This window comes from Micromonospora sp. NPDC049089 (assembly GCF_040648775.1).
GTDB lineage: Bacteria > Actinomycetota > Actinomycetes > Mycobacteriales > Micromonosporaceae > Micromonospora.
This window is the reverse complement of record NZ_JBEZEH010000144.1, coordinates 1-18,597: the sequence shown is the minus strand read 5'-3', so window position 1 is coordinate 18,597 and position 18,597 is coordinate 1. Positions and strand designations below refer to the sequence as shown.

Annotated in this window: 23 protein-coding genes; 13 read left to right on the top strand and 10 right to left on the bottom strand. The window is 71.8% G+C overall.

Features of this window, described 5'->3' with window-relative positions:
• Positions 1–1,060 (bottom strand): RNA polymerase sigma factor SigB (gene sigB / locus AB0B48_RS22840; protein ID WP_357204625.1); only part of this gene is annotated, 1,060 nt, incomplete at its 3' end.
• Positions 1,061–1,292: 232 nt separating this feature from the next.
• Here sigB and AB0B48_RS22835 point away from each other — a divergent pair.
• Positions 1,293–2,081: a sporulation protein gene (locus tag AB0B48_RS22835; RefSeq protein ID WP_357204628.1), complete on the top strand. Its 789-nt coding sequence runs from the start codon at positions 1,293–1,295 to the stop codon at positions 2,079–2,081.
• A 129-nt stretch (positions 2,082–2,210) separates the two neighbouring features.
• Here AB0B48_RS22835 and dtd read toward each other — a convergent pair whose 3' ends face one another.
• Both dtd and AB0B48_RS22825 read right to left on the bottom strand, forming a co-directional pair.
• A complete protein-coding gene (gene dtd, locus AB0B48_RS22830) occupies positions 2,211–2,633 on the bottom strand; it encodes a D-aminoacyl-tRNA deacylase (RefSeq protein WP_357204623.1) in 423 nt (140 codons plus the stop codon).
• The gene (locus tag AB0B48_RS22825) at positions 2,633–4,117 is read right to left on the bottom strand and encodes a methyltransferase (protein ID WP_357204621.1); all 1,485 of its coding nucleotides are present in this window, start codon (positions 4,115–4,117) and stop codon (positions 2,633–2,635) included. The genes dtd and AB0B48_RS22825 overlap by 1 nt, the downstream gene beginning before the upstream one ends.
• A 95-nt stretch (positions 4,118–4,212) precedes the next feature.
• Between AB0B48_RS22825 and AB0B48_RS22820 the strand changes: the two genes are divergently transcribed.
• On the top strand, positions 4,213–4,803 hold the full coding sequence (locus tag AB0B48_RS22820; RefSeq protein WP_357204627.1) for an HhH-GPD-type base excision DNA repair protein: 591 nt from the start codon (positions 4,213–4,215) through the stop codon (positions 4,801–4,803).
• A 27-nt stretch (positions 4,804–4,830) separates the two neighbouring features.
• Here AB0B48_RS22820 and AB0B48_RS22815 read toward each other — a convergent pair whose 3' ends face one another.
• Together AB0B48_RS22815 and AB0B48_RS22810 are read right to left on the bottom strand one after the other, a co-directional pair.
• The gene (locus AB0B48_RS22815) at positions 4,831–5,142 is read right to left on the bottom strand and encodes a hypothetical protein (protein ID WP_124858894.1); all 312 of its coding nucleotides are present in this window, start codon (positions 5,140–5,142) and stop codon (positions 4,831–4,833) included.
• Between the two features lie 17 nt (positions 5,143–5,159).
• Complete coding sequence (locus tag AB0B48_RS22810) at positions 5,160–5,444, bottom strand: hypothetical protein (RefSeq protein ID WP_030489374.1); 285 nt, start codon at positions 5,442–5,444, stop codon at positions 5,160–5,162.
• Between the two features lie 104 nt (positions 5,445–5,548).
• Here AB0B48_RS22810 and AB0B48_RS22805 point away from each other — a divergent pair, with 104 nt between their 5' ends.
• The gene (locus AB0B48_RS22805) at positions 5,549–5,908 is read left to right on the top strand and encodes a DUF3099 domain-containing protein (RefSeq protein WP_357204619.1); all 360 of its coding nucleotides are present in this window, start codon (positions 5,549–5,551) and stop codon (positions 5,906–5,908) included.
• A 54-nt stretch (positions 5,909–5,962) separates the two neighbouring features.
• Here AB0B48_RS22805 and AB0B48_RS22800 read toward each other — a convergent pair whose 3' ends face one another.
• Complete coding sequence (locus AB0B48_RS22800) at positions 5,963–6,862, bottom strand: PfkB family carbohydrate kinase (RefSeq protein ID WP_357204617.1); 900 nt, start codon at positions 6,860–6,862, stop codon at positions 5,963–5,965.
• The gene (locus AB0B48_RS22795; protein WP_357204615.1) at positions 6,859–7,794 is read right to left on the bottom strand and encodes a pseudouridine-5'-phosphate glycosidase; all 936 of its coding nucleotides are present in this window, start codon (positions 7,792–7,794) and stop codon (positions 6,859–6,861) included. Before AB0B48_RS22795 ends, AB0B48_RS22800 begins: the two co-directional genes overlap by 4 nt.
• Positions 7,795–7,882: 88 nt before the next feature.
• Here AB0B48_RS22795 and AB0B48_RS22790 point away from each other — a divergent pair, with 88 nt between their 5' ends.
• The 3 genes from AB0B48_RS22790 (at position 7,883) to AB0B48_RS22780 (ending at position 10,728) form a co-directional block, all read left to right on the top strand.
• Positions 7,883–8,101, top strand: coding sequence for a DUF3039 domain-containing protein (locus AB0B48_RS22790; protein WP_007456912.1), 219 nt, complete (start codon positions 7,883–7,885; stop codon positions 8,099–8,101).
• A gap of 40 nt (positions 8,102–8,141) precedes the next feature.
• Entirely contained in the window at positions 8,142–8,804 is a 663-nt protein-coding gene (locus tag AB0B48_RS22785; protein ID WP_355009879.1) for a trimeric intracellular cation channel family protein, read from the top strand.
• Between the two features lie 190 nt (positions 8,805–8,994).
• Positions 8,995–10,728 carry a DEAD/DEAH box helicase gene (locus AB0B48_RS22780; RefSeq protein WP_357204613.1) on the top strand — a complete coding sequence of 578 codons (1,734 nt, stop codon included), beginning with the start codon at positions 8,995–8,997 and terminating at the stop codon, positions 10,726–10,728.
• Here AB0B48_RS22780 and AB0B48_RS22775 read toward each other — a convergent pair.
• From AB0B48_RS22775 to AB0B48_RS22765, 3 genes are all read right to left on the bottom strand, one after another.
• The gene (locus AB0B48_RS22775; protein ID WP_357204611.1) at positions 10,725–11,030 is read right to left on the bottom strand and encodes a hypothetical protein; all 306 of its coding nucleotides are present in this window, start codon (positions 11,028–11,030) and stop codon (positions 10,725–10,727) included. The two genes, AB0B48_RS22780 and AB0B48_RS22775, sit on opposite strands and share 4 nt — an antisense overlap.
• Before the next feature lie 482 nt (positions 11,031–11,512).
• Positions 11,513–12,478 (bottom strand): COX15/CtaA family protein, encoded by a 966-nt coding sequence (locus tag AB0B48_RS22770; RefSeq protein ID WP_357204609.1) that lies wholly within the window; start codon positions 12,476–12,478, stop codon positions 11,513–11,515.
• A gap of 98 nt (positions 12,479–12,576) precedes the next feature.
• On the bottom strand, positions 12,577–12,756 hold the full coding sequence (locus AB0B48_RS22765; protein ID WP_030333600.1) for a DUF4236 domain-containing protein: 180 nt from the start codon (positions 12,754–12,756) through the stop codon (positions 12,577–12,579).
• 248 nt (positions 12,757–13,004) lie between these two features.
• Between AB0B48_RS22765 and AB0B48_RS22760 the strand changes: the two genes are divergently transcribed.
• The 7 genes from AB0B48_RS22760 to AB0B48_RS22730 all read left to right on the top strand — a co-directional run bounded on the left by AB0B48_RS22760 (position 13,005) and on the right by AB0B48_RS22730 (position 18,553).
• Positions 13,005–13,082, top strand: a complete 78-nt coding sequence (locus tag AB0B48_RS22760) for a putative leader peptide (RefSeq protein WP_349881247.1) — start codon at positions 13,005–13,007, stop codon at positions 13,080–13,082.
• A gap of 131 nt (positions 13,083–13,213) precedes the next feature.
• Positions 13,214–14,245 carry an ABC transporter substrate-binding protein gene (locus AB0B48_RS22755; protein ID WP_357204607.1) on the top strand — a complete coding sequence of 344 codons (1,032 nt, stop codon included), beginning with the start codon at positions 13,214–13,216 and terminating at the stop codon, positions 14,243–14,245.
• Positions 14,242–15,171 (top strand): ABC transporter ATP-binding protein, encoded by a 930-nt coding sequence (locus tag AB0B48_RS22750; RefSeq protein ID WP_357204605.1) that lies wholly within the window; start codon positions 14,242–14,244, stop codon positions 15,169–15,171. Before AB0B48_RS22755 ends, AB0B48_RS22750 begins: the two co-directional genes overlap by 4 nt.
• Positions 15,164–16,036 (top strand): ABC transporter permease, encoded by an 873-nt coding sequence (locus AB0B48_RS22745; RefSeq protein WP_357204603.1) that lies wholly within the window; start codon positions 15,164–15,166, stop codon positions 16,034–16,036. Before AB0B48_RS22750 ends, AB0B48_RS22745 begins: the two co-directional genes overlap by 8 nt.
• Positions 16,037–16,047: 11 nt before the next feature.
• The gene (locus tag AB0B48_RS22740; RefSeq protein ID WP_357204601.1) at positions 16,048–17,382 is read left to right on the top strand and encodes an LLM class flavin-dependent oxidoreductase; all 1,335 of its coding nucleotides are present in this window, start codon (positions 16,048–16,050) and stop codon (positions 17,380–17,382) included.
• Positions 17,379–17,939, top strand: a complete 561-nt coding sequence (locus AB0B48_RS22735) for a flavin reductase family protein (RefSeq protein ID WP_357204599.1) — start codon at positions 17,379–17,381, stop codon at positions 17,937–17,939. The genes AB0B48_RS22740 and AB0B48_RS22735 overlap by 4 nt, the downstream gene beginning before the upstream one ends.
• Positions 17,936–18,553, top strand: a complete 618-nt coding sequence (locus AB0B48_RS22730; RefSeq protein ID WP_357204597.1) for a malonic semialdehyde reductase — start codon at positions 17,936–17,938, stop codon at positions 18,551–18,553. Before AB0B48_RS22735 ends, AB0B48_RS22730 begins: the two co-directional genes overlap by 4 nt.
• Positions 18,554–18,597: the final 44 nt, after the last annotated feature.

Sequence of the window (18,597 nt, the reverse complement as noted above, 5' to 3'; positions counted from 1 at the left end):
CACACCTGCACAAGGAATCACGTCCAAGCGAGGATAAAATGTGAATGCCACAGCTTCGGCGCAGGCGCTGAGCCCGCTCCGGGGCGCGCAGCTTCAGCAGCGTCACCTTCTCGATCTGTCGGATCCGCTCCCGGGACAGGCCGAACTCCCGACCGACCTCGTCCAGGGTGCGCTGACGGCCGTCGTCCAGGCCGAATCGGAGGCGGATGACCGCCTGTTCCCGCTGGGACAGGGTGGAGAGCACGATGCTGACCTCGTTGCGCAGCTCGCCCTGGGCGGCGGCGTCGCCCGGCTCGGTGCGCGGGTCCACCGAGGCCACGAAGTCACCGAGCGCGCTCTCACCGTCGTCGCCGACGGCCTGGTCCAGGCTGACCGGCTCCCGGTCGTAGGAGATCAGCTCGATGACCTGGATCTCGGGGACCTCCAGCGCGCGGGCCACCTCGGCGACAGTCGGTTCGCGGCCCAGCGTCACCGCCAGTTCGCGGCGGGCCCGGACCATCCGGTTGACCTGCTCGACCATGTGCACGGGAATGCGGATGGTGCGGGCCTGGTCGGCCATCGCGCGGGTGATGGCCTGCCGGATCCACCAGGTGGCGTACGTGGAGAACTTGTAGCCCTTGGCGTAGTCGAACTTCTCCACGGCCCGGATCAGACCGAGGTTGCCCTCCTGGATCAGGTCGAGAAACGCCATGCCACGGCCCGTGTAGCGCTTGGCGATGCTGACCACCAGCCGCAGGTTCGCCTCCAACAGGTGGTCCTTGGCCGCCCGACCCTCGGCGACGATCAGCTCCAGATCGGCTCGCAGCTCCGCGGAGACCGGGGTGCAGGTGGCCAGCTTCTCGTCGGCGAACAGGCCGGCCTCGATGCGCCGGGCCAGGTCGACCTCCTGCGCGGCGGTCAGCAGCTTCGTCCGGCCGATGCCGTTGAGGTAGGCCCGGACCAGGTCGGTGGAGATGCCGCGCTCGTCGGTGGCGTCCAGGTCGACGAGGGCCTCGGGGGCCCCGTCAGTGTCGGTCGTGGTGGCCGGGCGCGTCCGGTATTCCGTCATCTGCAGGACCATCTCTGTCTCTCCCCGTTTCCACGTCGGTGCCGTGTTCCCGGCCCAGTGGTGCCGGTGTGACAACAGCTTGGCGGGCGGGGCGTAAAACGGGAGTGAGGCGATCGGGCACCCGACAGGAATCGCGTCAGATCGCTGGTGCGGTGTGTCGTCGAAGTGTGTGGTTGCCCGCCCCGGCTACGTTGCGGACGGCCGGCCACCTCTGGCCAGCCGGAAACGACAGTTGGAGGACGGTGTGGTCTTCAAGCGGCTCATGAAGGCGATGGGCGTCGGTGGTCCGTCGGTGGAGACGGTGCTGGCCAACCCGAACTGCCGCCCGGGCGGCCAGTTGGAGGGCCGGATCCAGGTGCTGGGCGGCGACCACCAGGTCGACATCGACCACGTCACCCTCGGCCTGGTCACCCGGGTCGAGGTGGAGAGCGGTGACAGCGACTACGACACCACTCAGGAGTTCCACCGCCAGCAGGTCACCGGCGCGTTCCGGCTGGAGCCGGGGCAGCGCTACGACCTCCCGTTCCGCTTCGACGTGCCGTGGGAGACACCGGTCACCGAGCTGTGCGGGCAGCACCTGCACGGGATGACGATGGGCCTGCGTACCGAGCTGGAGGTCGCCCGCGCGGTCGACAAGGGGGACCTGGACGCCGTGTCGGTGCACCCACTGCCGGCGCAGGAGCGACTGCTGGACGCGCTGCTGCGGCTGGGATTCCGGTTCGCACGCGCCGATGTGGAGCGCGGTCACATCTACGGCGTACGCCAGACGTTGCCGTTCTACCAGGAGATCGAGTTCAGCCCGGCGCCGCAGTACGCCCGCTCGATCAACCAGTTGGAGGTCACCTTCATCGCCGACGCCCAGCAGATGCAGGTGGTGCTGGAGGTCGACAAGCGCGGCGGCGTCTTCACGGAGGGCCGGGACGCCTTCGGTCGGTTCACCGTCGACCACGCCACCGCCGACCGCACCGACTGGACCGTCGAACTCGACAACTGGCTCCGCCAGTCCCTGACCCGCCGAGGCCTCTTCTCCTAACCTCACCCCCTTTTTTGCGCGTTGATCATGAAGTTATTGCCCCGACACGCCGAGGCGAAGGGCAACAACTTCATGATCAACGGAGGCGGGGCGGGGCGGGGCGGGTGGATTGGGTGGGGTGGGCTGGGGTTAGAGGTCTAGGAGGAGGGTTTGGGGGCCTATGTTGGTGCTTTTCACCACCATGTGGGCGCGGAAGCGGCCGGTCTCCACCTTTGCTCCTCGTTCGCGTAGGGCGTCGACCACCGCTGTCACCAGTGGCTCGGCGACCTCGGCGGGGGCGGCGGCGGACCAGCTCGGTCGGCGGCCCTTGCGGGCGTCGCCGTAGAGGGTGAACTGGCTGACCACCAGGATCGGCGCGCCGGTGTCGGCGGCGGACCGCTCCCCGTCCAGGATGCGTACCTCGTGCACCTTGCGGGCCATCGTCCGAGCCGTCTCCTCGGTGTCGGTGTGGGTCACGCCGAGCAGCACCAGCAGGCCGTTCTCGATCGCACCGACCACCTCACCGTCCACCGTCACGCTGGCCCGCCCGACGGTCTGCACCACCGCCCGCATCAGGCGTTCACCGGCTCGATGAAGCCGCGCTCCACCAGGTGCGCCACGATCGGGCCGGCGGCCTCGGCCATCTCGTCGGGCTCGACGTCGTGCGCGGCGGCGAGCAGGGCGAGCTGGTCACGCAGCGGCAGCCGGCCGTCGGCGCCACCGACCAGCGCCAGTACCAGCGGGTCGATCTCCTCGGTCCAGCGCAGGCCGTGCGGCATCGCGAGGACCTGGCGGTCCACCCCCCAGCCCTCGTCGCCCATGGTGGCCTCCTGTCGCAGTTGGAGGCCCTCGGCGGCCCGGTAGCGCTCGGCGAGCAACGCTTCGGTGTCGCGTACCCGGAGGAAGTCCTGGCGGTCGAACCAGGCGGCGACCTGATCGCCCAGCGGCGGCTGCACCTGCTGGCGCAGATCCTCCACCCGGACCACCGGGTCGGCATGCCCACCACGACGCAGCGACACGATGCCGAAACCGATGCCCTCCACCTTGTGCGCGTCGAACCAGTCCAGCCAGGCGGCCATCCGCTGCGGGTCGGCGGTCTCGGCGGCGTCGGTGAGCCACAGGTCGACGTACGCCATCGGGTCGGCCACCTCGCGTTGGATCACCCAGGCGTCCAGGCCGGTCCCGGCGAACCAGCCGGCTACCCGCTCGTCCCACTCCTCGCCGGCGACGTGCACCCAGTTGGCCAGGTACTGCATGGTGCCGCCGTCGGTGAGCAGGCCCGGGGCGGCGGCGGCCAGTTCCGCGCCGATCGCGTCACCGACCCGGCCGGAGTCGCGGTACACGTGCGTGGTGGTGCCCGGGCCGACCACGAACGGTGGGTTGCTCACCACCAGGTCGAACCGCCGACCGGCCACCGGGGCGACCAGGTCGCCGCGGAGCAGCTCCCAGTTCTGACCGTTGAGGGCGGCGGTGGTCGCGGCGAAGCGCAGCGCCCGCTCGGAGAGGTCGGTGGCGGTCACCGAGTCGGCGTGCGTGCCCAGGTGCAGGGCCTGGACGCCGGAGCCGGTGCCCAGGTCCAGCGCGGTGCCGACCGGTCGGCGCACGGTCGCGCCGATCAGCGTGTGGGTGGCTCCCCCGATCCCGAGGACGTGCTCGGCGTGCAACGGGCGACCCGGGCGGGCGCTGGCCGGCACGTCGGCGAGCACCCACCAGTCCTCGCCGTACGGCTCCAGGTCGACGCCGGCACGCAGGCCGTCGCCGTACCGCTCGACCAGCCCGCCGGCGAGGGCCTCCGCCAGGCTCAGCGGTGTCAGCGCGGCGGCCACCGCTTCCTCCGGCTCGGTCTGGTCGCAGATGAACACCCGGATCAGGGTGCCGAGCGGGTCGCCGTCCTCGGTGGCGCGCAGCGCGGCCCGGTAGTCGTTGCGGGCGACCGCCGCGGTCGCCTGCGCGCCCAGCCGCTCGGCGATGCCGTGGCTGGTGAAACCGGTCCGGGTCAGCGCGGTGCGCAGCGCGTCGACACCGGCGGGGGAGAGCAGCATGTCGTGTTCGTCCACCCCGACATCCTGCCTTCCGTCGCGTCCCGGATCAGCGTCACCCGCCGGAAGGTGTCGGAGCGTCGGTGTCCGCCCGGACCGGTGCGCCGGGCAGGATGGTCGGCATGACGCTCGTGCTGCCCATCGACCCCGAAGCGAACCAGCTGCTGGAGCGCAGCCCACTGGCTCGGCTCATCGGCATGGTTCTCGACCAACAGGTGCCGATGGAGAAGGCGTTCTCCTCGCCGTACGTGCTGGCGCAGCGACTCGGCCATGAGCTGGACGCGGCGGAGCTGGCCGGGTACGACCCGGAGGCCCTGGTCGCGCTCTTCGCCCAGCCGCCTGCGCTGCACCGGTTTCCGAAGGCCATGGCGGCCCGGGTGCAGGAGGTCTGCCAGGTGCTGGTGGAGCGGTACGACGGTGACGCTGCGCTGCTCTGGGCGGAGGTCGCCGACGGGCCGGAGTTGCTGCGCCGGGTCTCCGCGCTGCCTGGCTTCGGCAAGCAGAAGGCGCAGATCTTCGTGGCGCTGCTCGGCAAGCGGTTCGGGGTGACCCCGCAGGACTGGCGGAAGGCGGCCGGGGACTACGGCGATCCGGGTGCCTACCGGTCGGTGGCCGACGTCACCGACGCCGATTCGCTGCGTCGGGTGCGGGAGTTCAAGCAGCAGATGAAGGCGGCGGCCAAGGCGAAGACCGCCGGCGGCTGACCAACCTGCGTGGTGGGGCTGGTCCGCTCAGGCGGCGGTGGGGTGCGCCAGCGAGGCCAGCGCGCGTCGGACGTCGGCCAGCGAGACGGTCGCCGAGTCGTCCAGGTCGGCCAGGCCGGCCTCGATCCACTGGCGCATCAGCGTGGTGACCCCGATGCCCCGTGCGTCGGCGGCAGCGCGGACCCGCTCGTAGGTGTCCAGTGGTAGCCGCACCGAGCGGCTCACCATCGGCACGTCGCTGTCGGGGGTGGGAAGCTCCGCCGCCGGGCTCTCGTCGATCAGCTCGGCGATCCGTTCGCCGCCGCCGTGGAACTGCTTGGTCGCGTCGTTACGGTGCATCGTCACGGCCTCCTCATCTACCGAGATCTCCGCACGGCCTCGTCGTAGCGCTTGGACTCGACGTCGCTCAACTCGCGGGCGGAGAGAATGTCCCAGTCGTTGTCGGTGCCATCGGCCTCGGCGAGCAGCACCGCCAGCCTGCGGCCCCGACGGGCGGCGGCGTAGACCACCATCACGTCGTCACCCAGATGACGGATGACCCGTCGGGCGCTGTGCAGCGCCTCCCAGACTTCCCCGGGTGTGACGTCGTAGACCCTCAGGTTGGCCAACGCCTCGTCGGTGAAGCTGAACCTGCTGCCCACATCGCGGAGCGTACCACGTACGTAACACCTGGCGGGATGAGACGAAGTTCGCTGATCACGGACCTGCGGTGACAGGATGAGGCGTAACCCCCTCGAGGAGGTCCATGGTGAAGCGTCAGGCGTACCAGCCGATTCTGATCACCGACGCCTCGCGCAGCCAGGGTGATCAGCTCAACAGCCGTCAGCGCCGCTATGTCCTGATGATGGGCATCCGGGTGGCCTGCATCATCGTCGGCGCGATCCTGGTCGGTGCGAACGCCCCACTGCTCTGGCTCTGGCTGCCGTTGTGCGCCCTGGGCATGGTGCTCATCCCCTGGCTGGCCGTGCTGCTGGCCAACGACCGGCCGCCGAAGGAAGAGCACCGGCTGGCCAACCGGTTCCACCGCCGTCAGCAGGACGACACCCCGCCGATGAGCCTCACCGCCGAGGAGCGCCCACACAAGGTCATCGACGCCGAACCCTGACCCGCGAACGGGCCAGGGTTCGAGCAGACGGGCGGTGGCCGCGCGCCGGCCGCGCTACGCCTGTGGCCGAGCCCCGGCGGTGGAGACGGCCAGCGCGCCCAGGTCGGTGGCGCGACCCAGTGCCGCGGTCGGAGTGGCACCGGCGAGCCACGCGGTGAGCAGACCGGCCGCGAAGGCGTCGCCCGCGCCCGTGACGTCCACCACCGCCACCCGGTTGGCCGGAGCCACGCAGACCGGCGTGGTGCGATCCACCCAGACCGCGCCGGCCGCACCGCGCTTCACCACCACCCGTCGAGCCGTCGCCGACAGCACCCGCCCCTGCGCCGCCGGGTCCAGGCCGCCGGCCAGCACCGTGGCCTCGTCCGCGTTGACCAGGAGCAGGTCGATGTCGCGTACCCAACTCAGGAACACCGCCGCGCCGACCCGCCGCAACGGCGCCGCAGAGGCTGCGTCGACGCTGATGGTGAGCCCGCGCTCGCGGGCGGAGGCCAACGCCCGCAGCCCCGCGCCGCGCGACTCAGCGTCCAACAGGGTGTACGCGGACAGGTGCAGATGCCCAGCGTCGGGCACCGCCGCGAGGGCCTGCTCGACGTGGGCGGCGCTCAACCGCAGGTTCGCGCCCCGCTGGCTGACCATGGTGCGCTCGTCGTCGGCGGCCAACACGATGACGGTGCCGGTCGGGGCGCCGTCGATCCGCTCGATGGCGCAGTCGACGCCGGCCCGTTCCAGCTCGGCCACCCGGTCCCGCCCGGCGTCGTCGTCACCGACGGCCCCCACGAGCGTGACGTCCACCCGCTGCGCGGCGATCCAGGCGGCGGTGTTGGCCGCCTGACCGCCGCCGCCGAGACTGATAGTGGCCCCGGTGTCCGAGCCGGCAGCCAGCGGTCCGGACAACACGGCGACCACATCGGTGATCACGTCGCCGACGACGACCATCCGGGCCGGTCGGGTCATGCCGGGACGGCGGTGCCGCGGGCCACCGAGGCGACCGCGATCCGCGCCGCCAGGTCGGCGTTGCGCAGGATGATCCGTACGTTCACCGCCAGGCTCGCGCCCTCGGTTGCCGAGTGGAAGTGCGCGAGCAGGTACGGGGTGACGGCCTTTCCGGTGATCCCGTCCCGCTCCAGCAGGGCCAGGCCCTCGGTGAGAGTCCGGTCGTGCAACTCCGGGTCGAGCTGTTCGTCGACCGGCAGCGGGTTGGCGATGAGCAGACCGCCGGTGTGCACGGCGTGTTCGTCCCGGGCGGCGAGCACGGCGGCGACCTGCTCCGGCGAGTCCACCGACCAGTCCAGGTCGAAGCCGGCGTCGGTCAGGTAGAAGCCGGGGAACCGGCGGGTGCGGTAACCGACGACAGCGACCCCGAGGGTCTCCAGTCGCTCCAGCGTCGCGCCCACGTCGAGGATCGACTTGACCCCGGCGCAGACCACAGCGATCGGGGTCTGCGCCAGGGTGACCAGGTCCGCCGACTCGTCGAAGGTGTGCGCGGCCTCCCGGTGCACCCCACCCAGCCCGCCGGTGGCGAACACGCCGATGCCGGCGGCGGCGGCCACCGCACTGGTGGCGGCGACGGTGGTCGCGCCGTCCGCGCCGGTCGCGGCGGCGACCGCGAGGTCGCGGACGGAGAGCTTGGTCACGCCGTCGACCGTGGCCAGCCGGGTCAGCTGTGCGTCGTCCAGGCCGACCACCAGCTCACCGGCGATCATGCCGATCGTCGCCGGAACGGCCCCGGCCTCCCGAACCGTCCGCTCGATCTCCCTGGCCACGCGCAGGTTCTCCGGTCGGGGAAGCCCGTGCGAGACGATGGTGCTCTCCAGGGCGACGACGGGTCGGCCGTCGCGCTGGGCTTCGGCCACCTCGGTGCCGTAGCTGATGCGAAAGTCAGTCACACGGGCACCGTACGGGGTGGGGCCCCCGCCGGGCTCAAGTGGACCCGGCCGTGATGACCTGCCAAACTTGTCCGTCGGAGGTGTAGACGTGAGCACAGAGGTTCTTGAGCGTCCGGAGCTGAAGGACGCCGACACCGGTCCCGAGATGTTCCATTACGTCCGCAAGGAGAAGATCGCCGAAAGCGCCGTCATGGGCACTTTCGTCGTCGCTCTCTGCGGCGAGACCTTCCCGGTCACCAAGGCGGCCAAGCCGGGTTCGCCGGTCTGCCCCAAGTGCAAGGAGATCTACGACTCGTACCGTGAGTGAACCCCGGCCGGTGCTCCGGCCGGCGACGTAGCCTGCGGCGGTGACCACCTCCACCGCCCTGCTCTTCGCCGACCTGACCGGGGTGGCGGTGTTCGCCGCGTCCGGGGCCTCGGCGGCGGTGGCCAAGCGACTGGACCTGTTCGGTGTCGCGTTCGTCGGCTTCGTCGCCGCCCTCGGCGGTGGGATCCTGCGGGACCTGGTCATCGACGAGGTGCCGCCGCTGGCCTTCGCCGACTGGCGGTACGCGGCCACTGCCGCGATCACCGCGCTCGCCGTCTTTTGGCTGCACCCGCAACTGGCCCGACTGCGCACCACGGTGCTGGTGCTGGACGCGGCCGGCCTGGCGCTGTTCACCGTCACCGGCACGCTCAAGGCGCTCGACGCCCGGGTGCCGGCGGTCGGGGCCTGCCTGATCGGCATGCTCACCGCCATCGGCGGCGGGCTCGGCCGCGACCTGCTCACCGCCGAGATCCCGGTCGTGCTGCGCCGGGAGATCTACGCGCTGGCCGCGCTGGCCGGTTCGATCCTGGTGGTGCTGCTGTACGTCACCGGGCAGACCGGGCCCGTCCCGCTCACCGCCGCCGCCGTCCTGGTCTTCGGGCTGCGCCTGATCGCGCTGCGTCGACGCTGGTCCGCGCCGGTGGCGACGCTGCGCCCGCCGCGCGCCGACGGGGCGGATCCACGCACCGACCGGGAATGGTGAGACGGTCGGGCCGCTGTTCGCTCGGGTGCGGAATTGTGACCAGCGTGGCGTCGCCTGGGCCCGACGGCCCGTGCTGGTTATGCTGAGTCGGCCTTCGCGGCAGCTTCTGCGCGGAGGCGTTTTCATGGGCGGCGGATCCTCGTGGCCCTCGCCCGGGGTCCGCCATCGTGCGGTCGGAGAGGAGCTTCGCGTGGCAGCCCGGACGCCGGTGCTCGAGACGTTCCCGGCGCTACGCGCCTGGCAGCGCAAGGCGATGGTGGAATACCTGCGTCGCCGTACCGAGGACTTCACCGCGGTCGCCACTCCCGGCGCCGGCAAGACCACCTTCGCCCTGCGGATCGCGGCCGAGCTGCTCGGTGACGGCACCGTGGAGGCGGTCACTGTGGTCGCCCCGACCGAGCACCTGAAGAACCAGTGGGCAGACGCGGCGGCCCGGGTGGGCATCCAACTCGACGCCGCCTTCCGCAACGCCGACCTGCACTCCTCGGTCGACTTCCACGGCGCGGTGATCACCTACGCGCAGGTGGGGATGGCCCCGCAGGTGCACCGACGGCGCACCATGACCCGACGCACCCTGGTCATCCTCGACGAGATCCACCACGCCGGCGACTCCCGCTCCTGGGGCGACGGGGTGAAGAACGCCTTCGAACCCGCCGTACGCCGGCTGATGCTCACCGGGACACCGTTCCGCTCCGACGACAACCCGATCCCGTTCGTCAGCTACGAGCGGGGCGGGGACGGGCTGCTGCGCTCCCGCGCCGACTCGGTGTACGGCTACTCCGACGCGCTGCGCGACGGGGTGGTCCGGCCGGTGCTCTTCCTGGCGTACTCCGGGGAGACCCGCTGGCGTACCAACGCGGGGGAGGAGCTGGCCGCCCGGCTGGGCGAGCCGATGACCCAGGACCTGGTGGCCCAGGCGTGGCGTACCGCCCTGGACCCGGCCGGCGACTGGATGCCGCAGGTGCTGCGGGCCGCCGACGCCCGACTCACGGTGCTGCGCAACGCGGGCATGGCCGACGCCGGCGGTCTGATCATCGCCACCGATCAGCAGACCGCCCGCTCATACGCCAAGCTCATCGAGCAGGTGACCGGTGAGAAGGCCGCCGTGGTGCTCTCCGACGACCAGGGCGCGTCCGCGCGGATCGCGACGTTCGCGGCGTCCGACCAGCGGTGGATGGTCGCGGTGCGGATGGTGTCCGAGGGGGTCGACATCCCACGACTGGCGGTCGGGGTCTACGCCACCAGCGCCAGCACGCCGCTGTACTTCGCCCAGGCGATCGGCCGGTTCGTGCGGGCCCGCCGGCCCGGGGAGACCGCGTCGGTGTTCCTGCCCAGCGTGCCGCACCTGCTCGGGCTGGCCAGCGAGATGGAGACCGAGCGCGACCACGTACTCGGTAAACCCAAGGAAGCCGACGGTTTCGACGACGACCTGTTGGAACGCGCGCAGCGCGACGACCAGGCCAGCGGGGAACTGGAGAAGCGGTTCGCGGCGCTCTCGGCCACCGCCGAGCTGGACCAGGTGATCTTCGACGGCGCGTCTTTCGGCACCGCGGCCCAGGCAGGCACCCCCGAGGAGGAGGAATACCTCGGCCTGCCCGGTCTGCTCACCGCGGACCAGGTTTCGCTGCTGCTCACCAAGCGCCAGGCCGCACAGCTCGCCGCCCAACGCCGTCGTACGGCCGACGGGGCCGCTCAGCCGGCCGCTGCGGCCACAGCAGCGCCGCCCGCACCCATGAGCGCCGCCCAGCGTCGCGTGGCGCTCCGGCGCCAACTGAACGCTCTGGTGGCCGCCCGACACCACCGCACCGGCCAGCCGCACGGCAAGATCCATGCCGAGCTGCGCCGACTCTGCGGCGGGCCGCCGAGCGCCCAGGCCACCATCGAGCAGCTTGAGGAACGCATCGCCACCGTGCAGACCCTCTAGACGCGGCCGCTGTGGCGGGCCGGTGGCCGGTCGGCTGCGCCCGTACCCCCGCAGGTCCCGGCCCGGCCCGGCGCGGCGCGGCGCGGCCCGGCGTGGCCCGGCGTGGCCTGGCCCGGCGTGGCCCGGCCCGGCCCGGCCCGGCGTGGCCCGGCCCGGCCCGGCGTGGCCCGGCCCGGCCCGGCGTGGCCCGGCCCGGCCCGGGCGCGGCTCGGCCCGGCGGCCGACGGCTGCTGGGCGTGCTGCTCGACGGCAAGGGCGTGGAGAAGCGTGGGGCCGTTGTCCGTGCTTGCGCCGTGATCCACTCGGCTTCCTTGAAGACGCGGGGTTCGACCGAGGTGGAAAGCGCGACTTCAAGGAACCCGAGTGGATCAACGGAGGCCTGGCTGGTGCTGCCGGAGGCCTGGCTGGTGCTGCGGCTTGCCTGCCCGGAACGGCTATGGATGCCCCTGTGCGGGCGTCTCGATCTCAAGATCGCGCAACATCCTGGTTCTAGTGGCTTCCCGGCGTTCCGTGGCCACTACATCCTGATTCGAGTGCGATCTTGGTGGCCTGGGGCGCCGCGGCCGGGGTTCTGATCTCCAAAGGGCCGGCGTTTGTCGTCAAGATCTGCGCAGGATCAGGGATGTTGCGGGCTCCGGCGTGTCGGAGGCAGCAGCATCGGGGATGTTGTGAGGATCTTGGGCGCGGGGCGCGGGGCGCGGGGCGCGGGGCGCGGGGCGCGGGGCGCGGGGCGCGGGGCGCGGGGCGCGGGGCGCGGGGCGCGGGGCGCGGGGCGCGCGGGCGGTCAGGCGGTGACTGGTACCGGGGCGGCGGCGTCGGTCCGGGTGGCCTGGGGGGCCGGCGCGACCGGGCGGCGTTCCCGGGTGGACCACTGCACCGACAGCGCGGCCAGCAGTACCAGGCAGGAGCCGAGCATGTGTGCGCCGACCAGGAACGCCGGCACGTGGGTGAAGTACTGCACGAAGCCGATCAGGCCCTGGCCCAACTCCACGGCGACCAGGATGATCGCGGCGCGGGTGGCCTGCTGCGCACCGACGGCGCGGAACGCGAAGATCAGCGCCACCGACAGGCCGATCAGCAGGAAGACCCCGTCCGCGTGCACCTGGGAGATCGTCTCCGGGTCGAGCCCGTTGCGGGCGGCGCCGTGGTCGCCGGCGTGCGGGCCGCTGCCGGTGACCCAGGTGCCGACGACCAGCACGGCGACGGTGACGCCGGTGGTGACTCGGGCCAGCGCGCGCAGCGGTGCGGGCACCACGGCCACGGTCGGGCCGTCGGGGTCGCCGATGCGTCGCCAGAGGGCGTACGCGGCGGCGATCACGGCCATCGAGGCGAGGAAGTGCAGCCCGACCACCCACGGGTTGAGGTTGGTCAGCACGGTGATGCCACCAAGGACCGCCTGGGCGGGGATGCCCAGGAAGACCACCACGGCCAGTGCGAGGAGTCCGGGTCGGCGGGGCCGGTGCAGCAGTACGGCCAGCACCGTGGCCAGCGCGATCAGACCCACCGCGAAGGTCAGCATCCGGTTGCCGAACTCGATGACGCCGTACACGCCCATCTCCGGCGTGGTGACGTAGGAATCGTCTGTGCACCGGGGCCAGGTGGGGCAGCCGAGGCCCGAGGCGGTCAGTCGGACGGCCCCGCCGGTGACGACGATGCCCACGTTCGCGATGATCGAGGCGAGCGCGAGGCGGCGCAGCAGGATGCCGGAGACCGGACGGACGATTCGGTTCACGGCGCAAATCCTACGCACCGTAGTGATCGAGGTTCGTCCGACTCCGTCAGTGCGGTGGTTGGGATCACCGGGGCCCGGGTTTGAAACACCGGCACCCCGCTCGACTCCCGGGATGATTACGACCGGGACTTGTCCTGCTTCCAGGAGAGCGGACCCGGCAGGTCGACCCGGTGCGCACGCGCCTTGGAGTTCCAGGACCAGCGACCGATCTTGATGCTCCACGAGGAGAAGCCGTTCTCGGTGAAGTTCAGGATGATCGGACCGTACTTCTTGCGCTTGCGAAACATGAGGCCCATCGGAGGTCTCCCCTCGTCACCGTTCCCTGCCGTGTCGAGATCGAACATTCCCGAACCGGCGACTGTTGAAACCCTCTCGCCGTCCGTCCTGGACAGTCGACCAGCGGGCCTTGCAATCTCTATCCAACAGATAGGTGTTGCGGCACGGTAAACGCTGGCCGGGGCACTTCGTAACATCGGCAGCGATAGAAGTCTCATCTTCTGGAAGGCCGTTGACCGCTCGTTCCGATCCCGGGCAGCATGGGGTCATGTCGCAGCGGGATGAGCTTCTCCTCACCGCTCGTGTGCACGTCGACCTGGTCCGGCACGCGAGCGCGCTCTGTTGAGCTGACCGGTCCATCCGGCTCGGCTCCAGCGCCGCACTCCCACCGCCCGCCCGCTCAACGCGGAGCAGCGTGCCCGCACGCCCTCATCCGGGCGTCCCCGCTCCCATAGTGGACAGATCAGGAGACTCCTCATGTCCCCACCCCGTCGTGCCATTCTGCGTAGCCTCGCCGCCGTTGCCGCGCTGGTCGTGCTCACCGCCACCGCCGGCTGCGGCGGTGACGCGGCAGTCGACGGCGCCCAGGCCAGCGCGCTGCGCTACCAGGGCTCGGTCGGCCAGGTCACCCTCCCCGAACTCGCCGCCGACCTCGGCTACCTCGGCGACGTCAAGCTCAACTGGATCGGCAACGTCACCGGCGGTCCGCAGGACATCCAGGCCACGGCCACCGGGCAGAGCGACTTCGGCGGCGCGTTCAACGGCGCCATCGTCAAGCTCGCCGCCGCCAACGCCCCGATCACCGCCGTGGTCAGCTACTACGGCTCGGACGCGCAAACCTTCCAGGGCTACTACGTGCTCGACGACAGCCCGGTCCGCGGCCCCCGTGACCTGATCGGCAAGAAGGTCGGCATGAACACTCTCGGCGCGCACGCCGAGGCCGTGCTCAAGACCTGGCTCGCCCGTGGCGGGCTCACCCCCGCCGAGATCAAGCAGGTCGAGCTGGTCGCCCTGCCACCTGTCAACACCGAGCAGTCGCTGCGGCAGCGGCAGATCGACGTCGCCGTGCTCGGTGGGGTGATCCGGGACAAGGCGGTCGCCGGTGGCGGCATCCGCACCATCTTCACCGACTACGAGCTGCTCGGCGCCTTCAGCGGCGGCACCTACGTCTTCCGCGACGACTTCATCAAGCGCAACCCGGAGACCGTCAAGGCGTTCGTCACCGGGGTCGGCAAGGCCATCGAGTGGGCCCGCACCCAACCCCGGGAGACAGTGGTCGCCCGGATGCGGGACATCATCGGCAAGCGTGGCCGCAACGAGGACCCGTCGCTGGTCGCGTACTGGAAGAGCAGTGGCGTCGCCGGCCGTGGCGGTGTGATCGGCGAGCAGGAGTTCGCCACCTGGATCGACTGGCTCGCCGCCGAGGGCGACCTCAAGGGCGACCGTCCGAAGCCCGGCGACATCTACACCAACCGGTTCAACCCCTTCGTGGACGGGGGGAACGCGTGAGCACCGACAAGATCCTCTTTGATCGCGTGAGCAAGACCTTCCCGGTCCGCGCCAGCCGGCGTGGTGGCGCCGGCGCGGTCACCGCGCTGGACGAGGTCACCCTCGGGGTACGCCCCGGCGAGTTTCTGGTCGTCGTCGGCCCCAGCGGCTGCGGCAAGTCCACGTTGCTCGACCTGCTCGGCGGGCTCACCGAGCCGACCGCGGGACGTGTGCTCGTCGACGGTCGGCCCGTCACCGGTCCCGGCCTGGACCGGGGCATCGTCTTCCAGCAGTACGCGCTGCTGCCCTGGCGCACCGCCGCCGGCAACGTCGCGTTCGGCCTGGAGGCCAAGGGGGTGCCCCGCGCCGATCGCGCCGCCCTGATCGAGCACCACCTCGACCTGGTGGGCCTGCGCGGCTTCGCCGACCGCTACCCGCACGAGCTGTCCGGCGGGATGAAGCAGCGGGTGGCCATCGCCCGCAGCCTCGCGTACGACCCGGACGTGCTGCTGATGGACGAGCCGTTCGCCGCACTGGACGCGCAGACCCGCGACTCGTTGCAGGACGAGCTGGTGCGCATCTGGGCCCGCACCGGCAAGACCATCGTGTTCATCACCCACGGCATCGACGAGGCCGTCTACCTGGGTCAGCGGGTGGCGGTGCTGACGTCCCGGCCCGGGCGGCTCAAACAGGTCATCGACATCGACCTCGGCGACCGGGACGCGGTCGAGGACGTGCGCTCCACCGACGCGTTCCGCCACCACCGCCACCAGATCTGGACCCTGCTGCGTGACGAGGTGCGGGCCGCCCAGGCAGCCGAGAGCGCCACCGGCAGCCGCACCGCCCACACCGGAACAGTTGGTGCTCGTACTCCCGTCGTCGCCGGAGCGGACGCGCGGCGCGCGGCGCCGGCGGCGGCCCACACCGAGGAGGCCCGCGTTGGTTGACATCGCCGAACGTCCCACCCGGCTGGCGGCCCCGACGGCCGTGCCGGACGCGGTGGCCGCCGCCGGACCCGGTGCCGGTGGCCTTGCCGGTCGGCTGCTCGGCGTCGGCGGAAAGGCCCTGCACCGCAGCGTCGCGATTCTCGCGCTGGCCGCGATCTGGGAGGGCGCACCCCGGCTCGGGCTGGTGGACCGGGTCTTCCTGCCGCCGCTGTCGGAGGTGCTGGTGGCTTGGTGGGAGTTGCTGCGCAGCGGGCAGCTCGCCGAGCACGTGGGCGCGAGCCTCACCCGGTCGTTGGCCGGGCTCGGCCTGGCGGTGCTCACCGCCATTCCGCTCGGGCTGCTGATCGGCTGGTACCGGCCGCTCGCCGAGTTGCTCAGCCCGCTGCTGGAGGTGTTCCGCAACACCGCCGCGCTGGCCCTGCTGCCGGTGTTCGTGCTCATCCTCGGCCTGGGGGAGACCTCCAAGATCGCCCTGGTGCTGTACGCGTGCTCCTGGCCGATCCTGCTGAACACCATCGCCGGGGTGAAGGGCGTCGACCCGCTGCTGATCCGGTCGGCCCGCTCGATGGGGCTCAACCACCTGCGGCTGTTCCAGAAGGTGATCCTGCCGGCCGCGGTGCCGACCATCTTCACCGGCGTCCGACTCGCCGGGGCGTACTCGATCCTGGTGCTTGTCGCGGCCGAGATGGTCGGCGCGAAGGCCGGGCTCGGCTACCTCATCAACTACGCGCAGTACAACTTCGCGATCGCCGACATGTACTCCGGGATCATCACGATCTCCGCCATCGGCCTGGTCGTCAACCAGCTCCTCGTCGCCCTCGAACGTCGCTTCTCCACCTGGCGCGTCGACGTCTCTGCCGGATAGGACGGACACCAATGACCCGCACCCTGCACCTCAACGCGTTCCTGATGGGCGTCGGCCACCACGAGGCCGCCTGGCGGCACCCCCGCACCGACCCGCGTCGGGTCACCGACGTTCGTCACTTCCAGGAGCTGGCCCGGATCGCCGAACGCGGCACCCTCGACTCGCTCTTCCTCGCCGACGGTCTCTCGGTCGGGCCGAACCCCCGGCACAACATCCAGGCCGTCTTCGAACCGCTGACCCTGCTGGCGTCGCTCGCCGCGGTGACCGAACACATCGGTCTCATCGCGACGGTCTCCACCACCTACAACGAGCCGTTCCACGTGGCCCGCAAGTTCGCCTCGCTGGACCACCTCAGCGGCGGTCGCGCCGGCTGGAACATCGTCACCTCCGCCCAGGAGCGGGAGGCGGTCAACTTCAACCGGGACAGCCACCCCGAACACGCCGACCGTTACCGGCGGGCCGCCGAGTTCGTCGACGTGGCGATCAAGCTCTGGGACAGCTGGGAGGACGACGCGCTGGTCTTCGACACCGGCGCCGGGGTGTTCGCCGACACCGACCGGGTGCACGAGGTGGCGCACCGCGGGCCGGAGTTCCAGGTCCGCGGCCCGCTGAACATCCCCCGGGGGCCGCAGGGCCGACCGCTGCTGGTGCAGGCCGGCTCGTCGCCGGACGGCATCGCCTTCGCCGCCCGCTACGCCGAGGCGGTCTTCACCGCGCAGCAGACCCTCGCCGACGGGCAGAGCTTCTACGCCGAGCTGCGCCGACAGGTCGCCGCCGCCGGTCGGGACCCGGACCTGGTGAAGGTCCTGCCCGGCATCGCGCCGGTGCTCGGCGGCACCGAGGCCGAGGCGCTGGCGCTCGCCGCCGAGCTGGAGGAGCTGATCGTCCCCGACTACGCCCTCGCCCAGCTCTCCGGGATGCTGGGCATCGACCTGACCGGCCTGCCGCTGGACGGGCCCCTGCCGGAGCTGCCGGCCGCCGGCACCGTGCAGGCCCACCAGAGCCGCTACCAACTCGTCACCGAGCTGGCCCGCCGGGAACAGCTCACCATCCGGCAGCTGATCGGTCGACTCGGCGGCGGTCGGGGTCACCGGGTCGTGGCCGGTACGCCGGAGCAGATCGCCGACCAGATCGAGCTGTGGTTCACCCAGGGTGCCGCCGACGGGTTCAACATCATGCCGCCGCACCTGCCCGGCGGGCTCGCCGACTTCGTCGACCACGTGGTGCCGGTCCTGCGCTCCCGTGGGCTGTTCCGCACCGAGTACACCGGTCGGACGCTGCGCGAGCACTACGGCCTGCCCCGACCGGCCAGCGCGTACGCCGCGTCGACCCTGGTGCCGGCGTGACCACCGTGGAGCGCCCATCGGCGGACATCGCCGAGCTGCGACCGGTGAACCCGGACCTGTTCCGCGCTCTGCTGCGGCGGCAGGCCAGCAGCGTCACGGTGGTCACCGCTGTCGCCCGCGGCACCGACCCCGCCTGCCTGGGTGGGATCGGCGCGCCCATCCGGGCGGGCTTCACAGCGACCTCGTTCACGTCGGTGTCGCTGGACCCGCCGCTGGTCTCGTTCTGCCTCGGGGTGGCGTCCTCGAGCTGGCCGGTGCTCGCCCGCGCCGAGCACGTCGCCGTGCACCTGCTGGGCGCCGGGCAGCGGGAGGCCGCCACTGTCTTCGCGACCAGCGGCATCGACCGGTTCGCCGCGTACCCGGACTGGACGTCCGGGCCGTTCGGGGTGCCGCTGCTCGACGGGGTGCTGGCCCGGCTGCTCTGCCGGGTGGTGCACCGGGTCCCGGCCGGCGACCACACGCTGGTGATCGCCGAGCCGCTGGCGCTCGGCGACGGCGGTGACGGTGCCCCGCTGGTGCACCATCGGGGCGGCTACACCACGGCTGCGCCAGCGTGAGCGCAGCCACCACGGCCGACCTGCTCGCGCTGGACCGGGCCGCCCAGGACCTGCTGTTCCGGGCGGCCCGTACGGCCGACACGTTCACCGACGAGCCGGTCACCGACGCGCAGATCGCGGCGATCCACGACCTGATCCGGTACGGGCCGACGGCGTACAACGGTCAGCCGCTGCGGGTGCTGCTGCTGCGCTCGCCGGAGTCCCGGGCCCTGCTGCTGCCGTACCTGTCCAGCGGCAACCGGGCCAAGACGGCCAGGGCCCCGCTGACCGCGATCCTCACCGCCGACGTGGACTTCCACGAGCGGCTGCCCGAGCTGTACCCACACCGCCCGCAGGCCCGGGACTGGCTGGCGGACCGGGCGGCGCGCGTCGAGCAGGCCCGATTCAGCGCCACTTTGCAGATCGGCTACCTGATCGTCGGTGTCCGCGCGGCGGGTCTCGCCGCCGGCCCGATGGCGGGTTTCGACGTCGCGGGCGTCCAGCGGACGTTCTTCCCCGACGGTCGGCACGAGGTGCTGCTCCTGCTCAACCTCGGGCACCCGGGCCCGCACACCGGGCCGACACGTCTGCCCCGGCTGGACACCTCGGAGGTGATCCGCACCCTCGACGGCTGAGCGGACAACGGGACCGCCCCCGGTGCCGGCACCACGCCGGCACC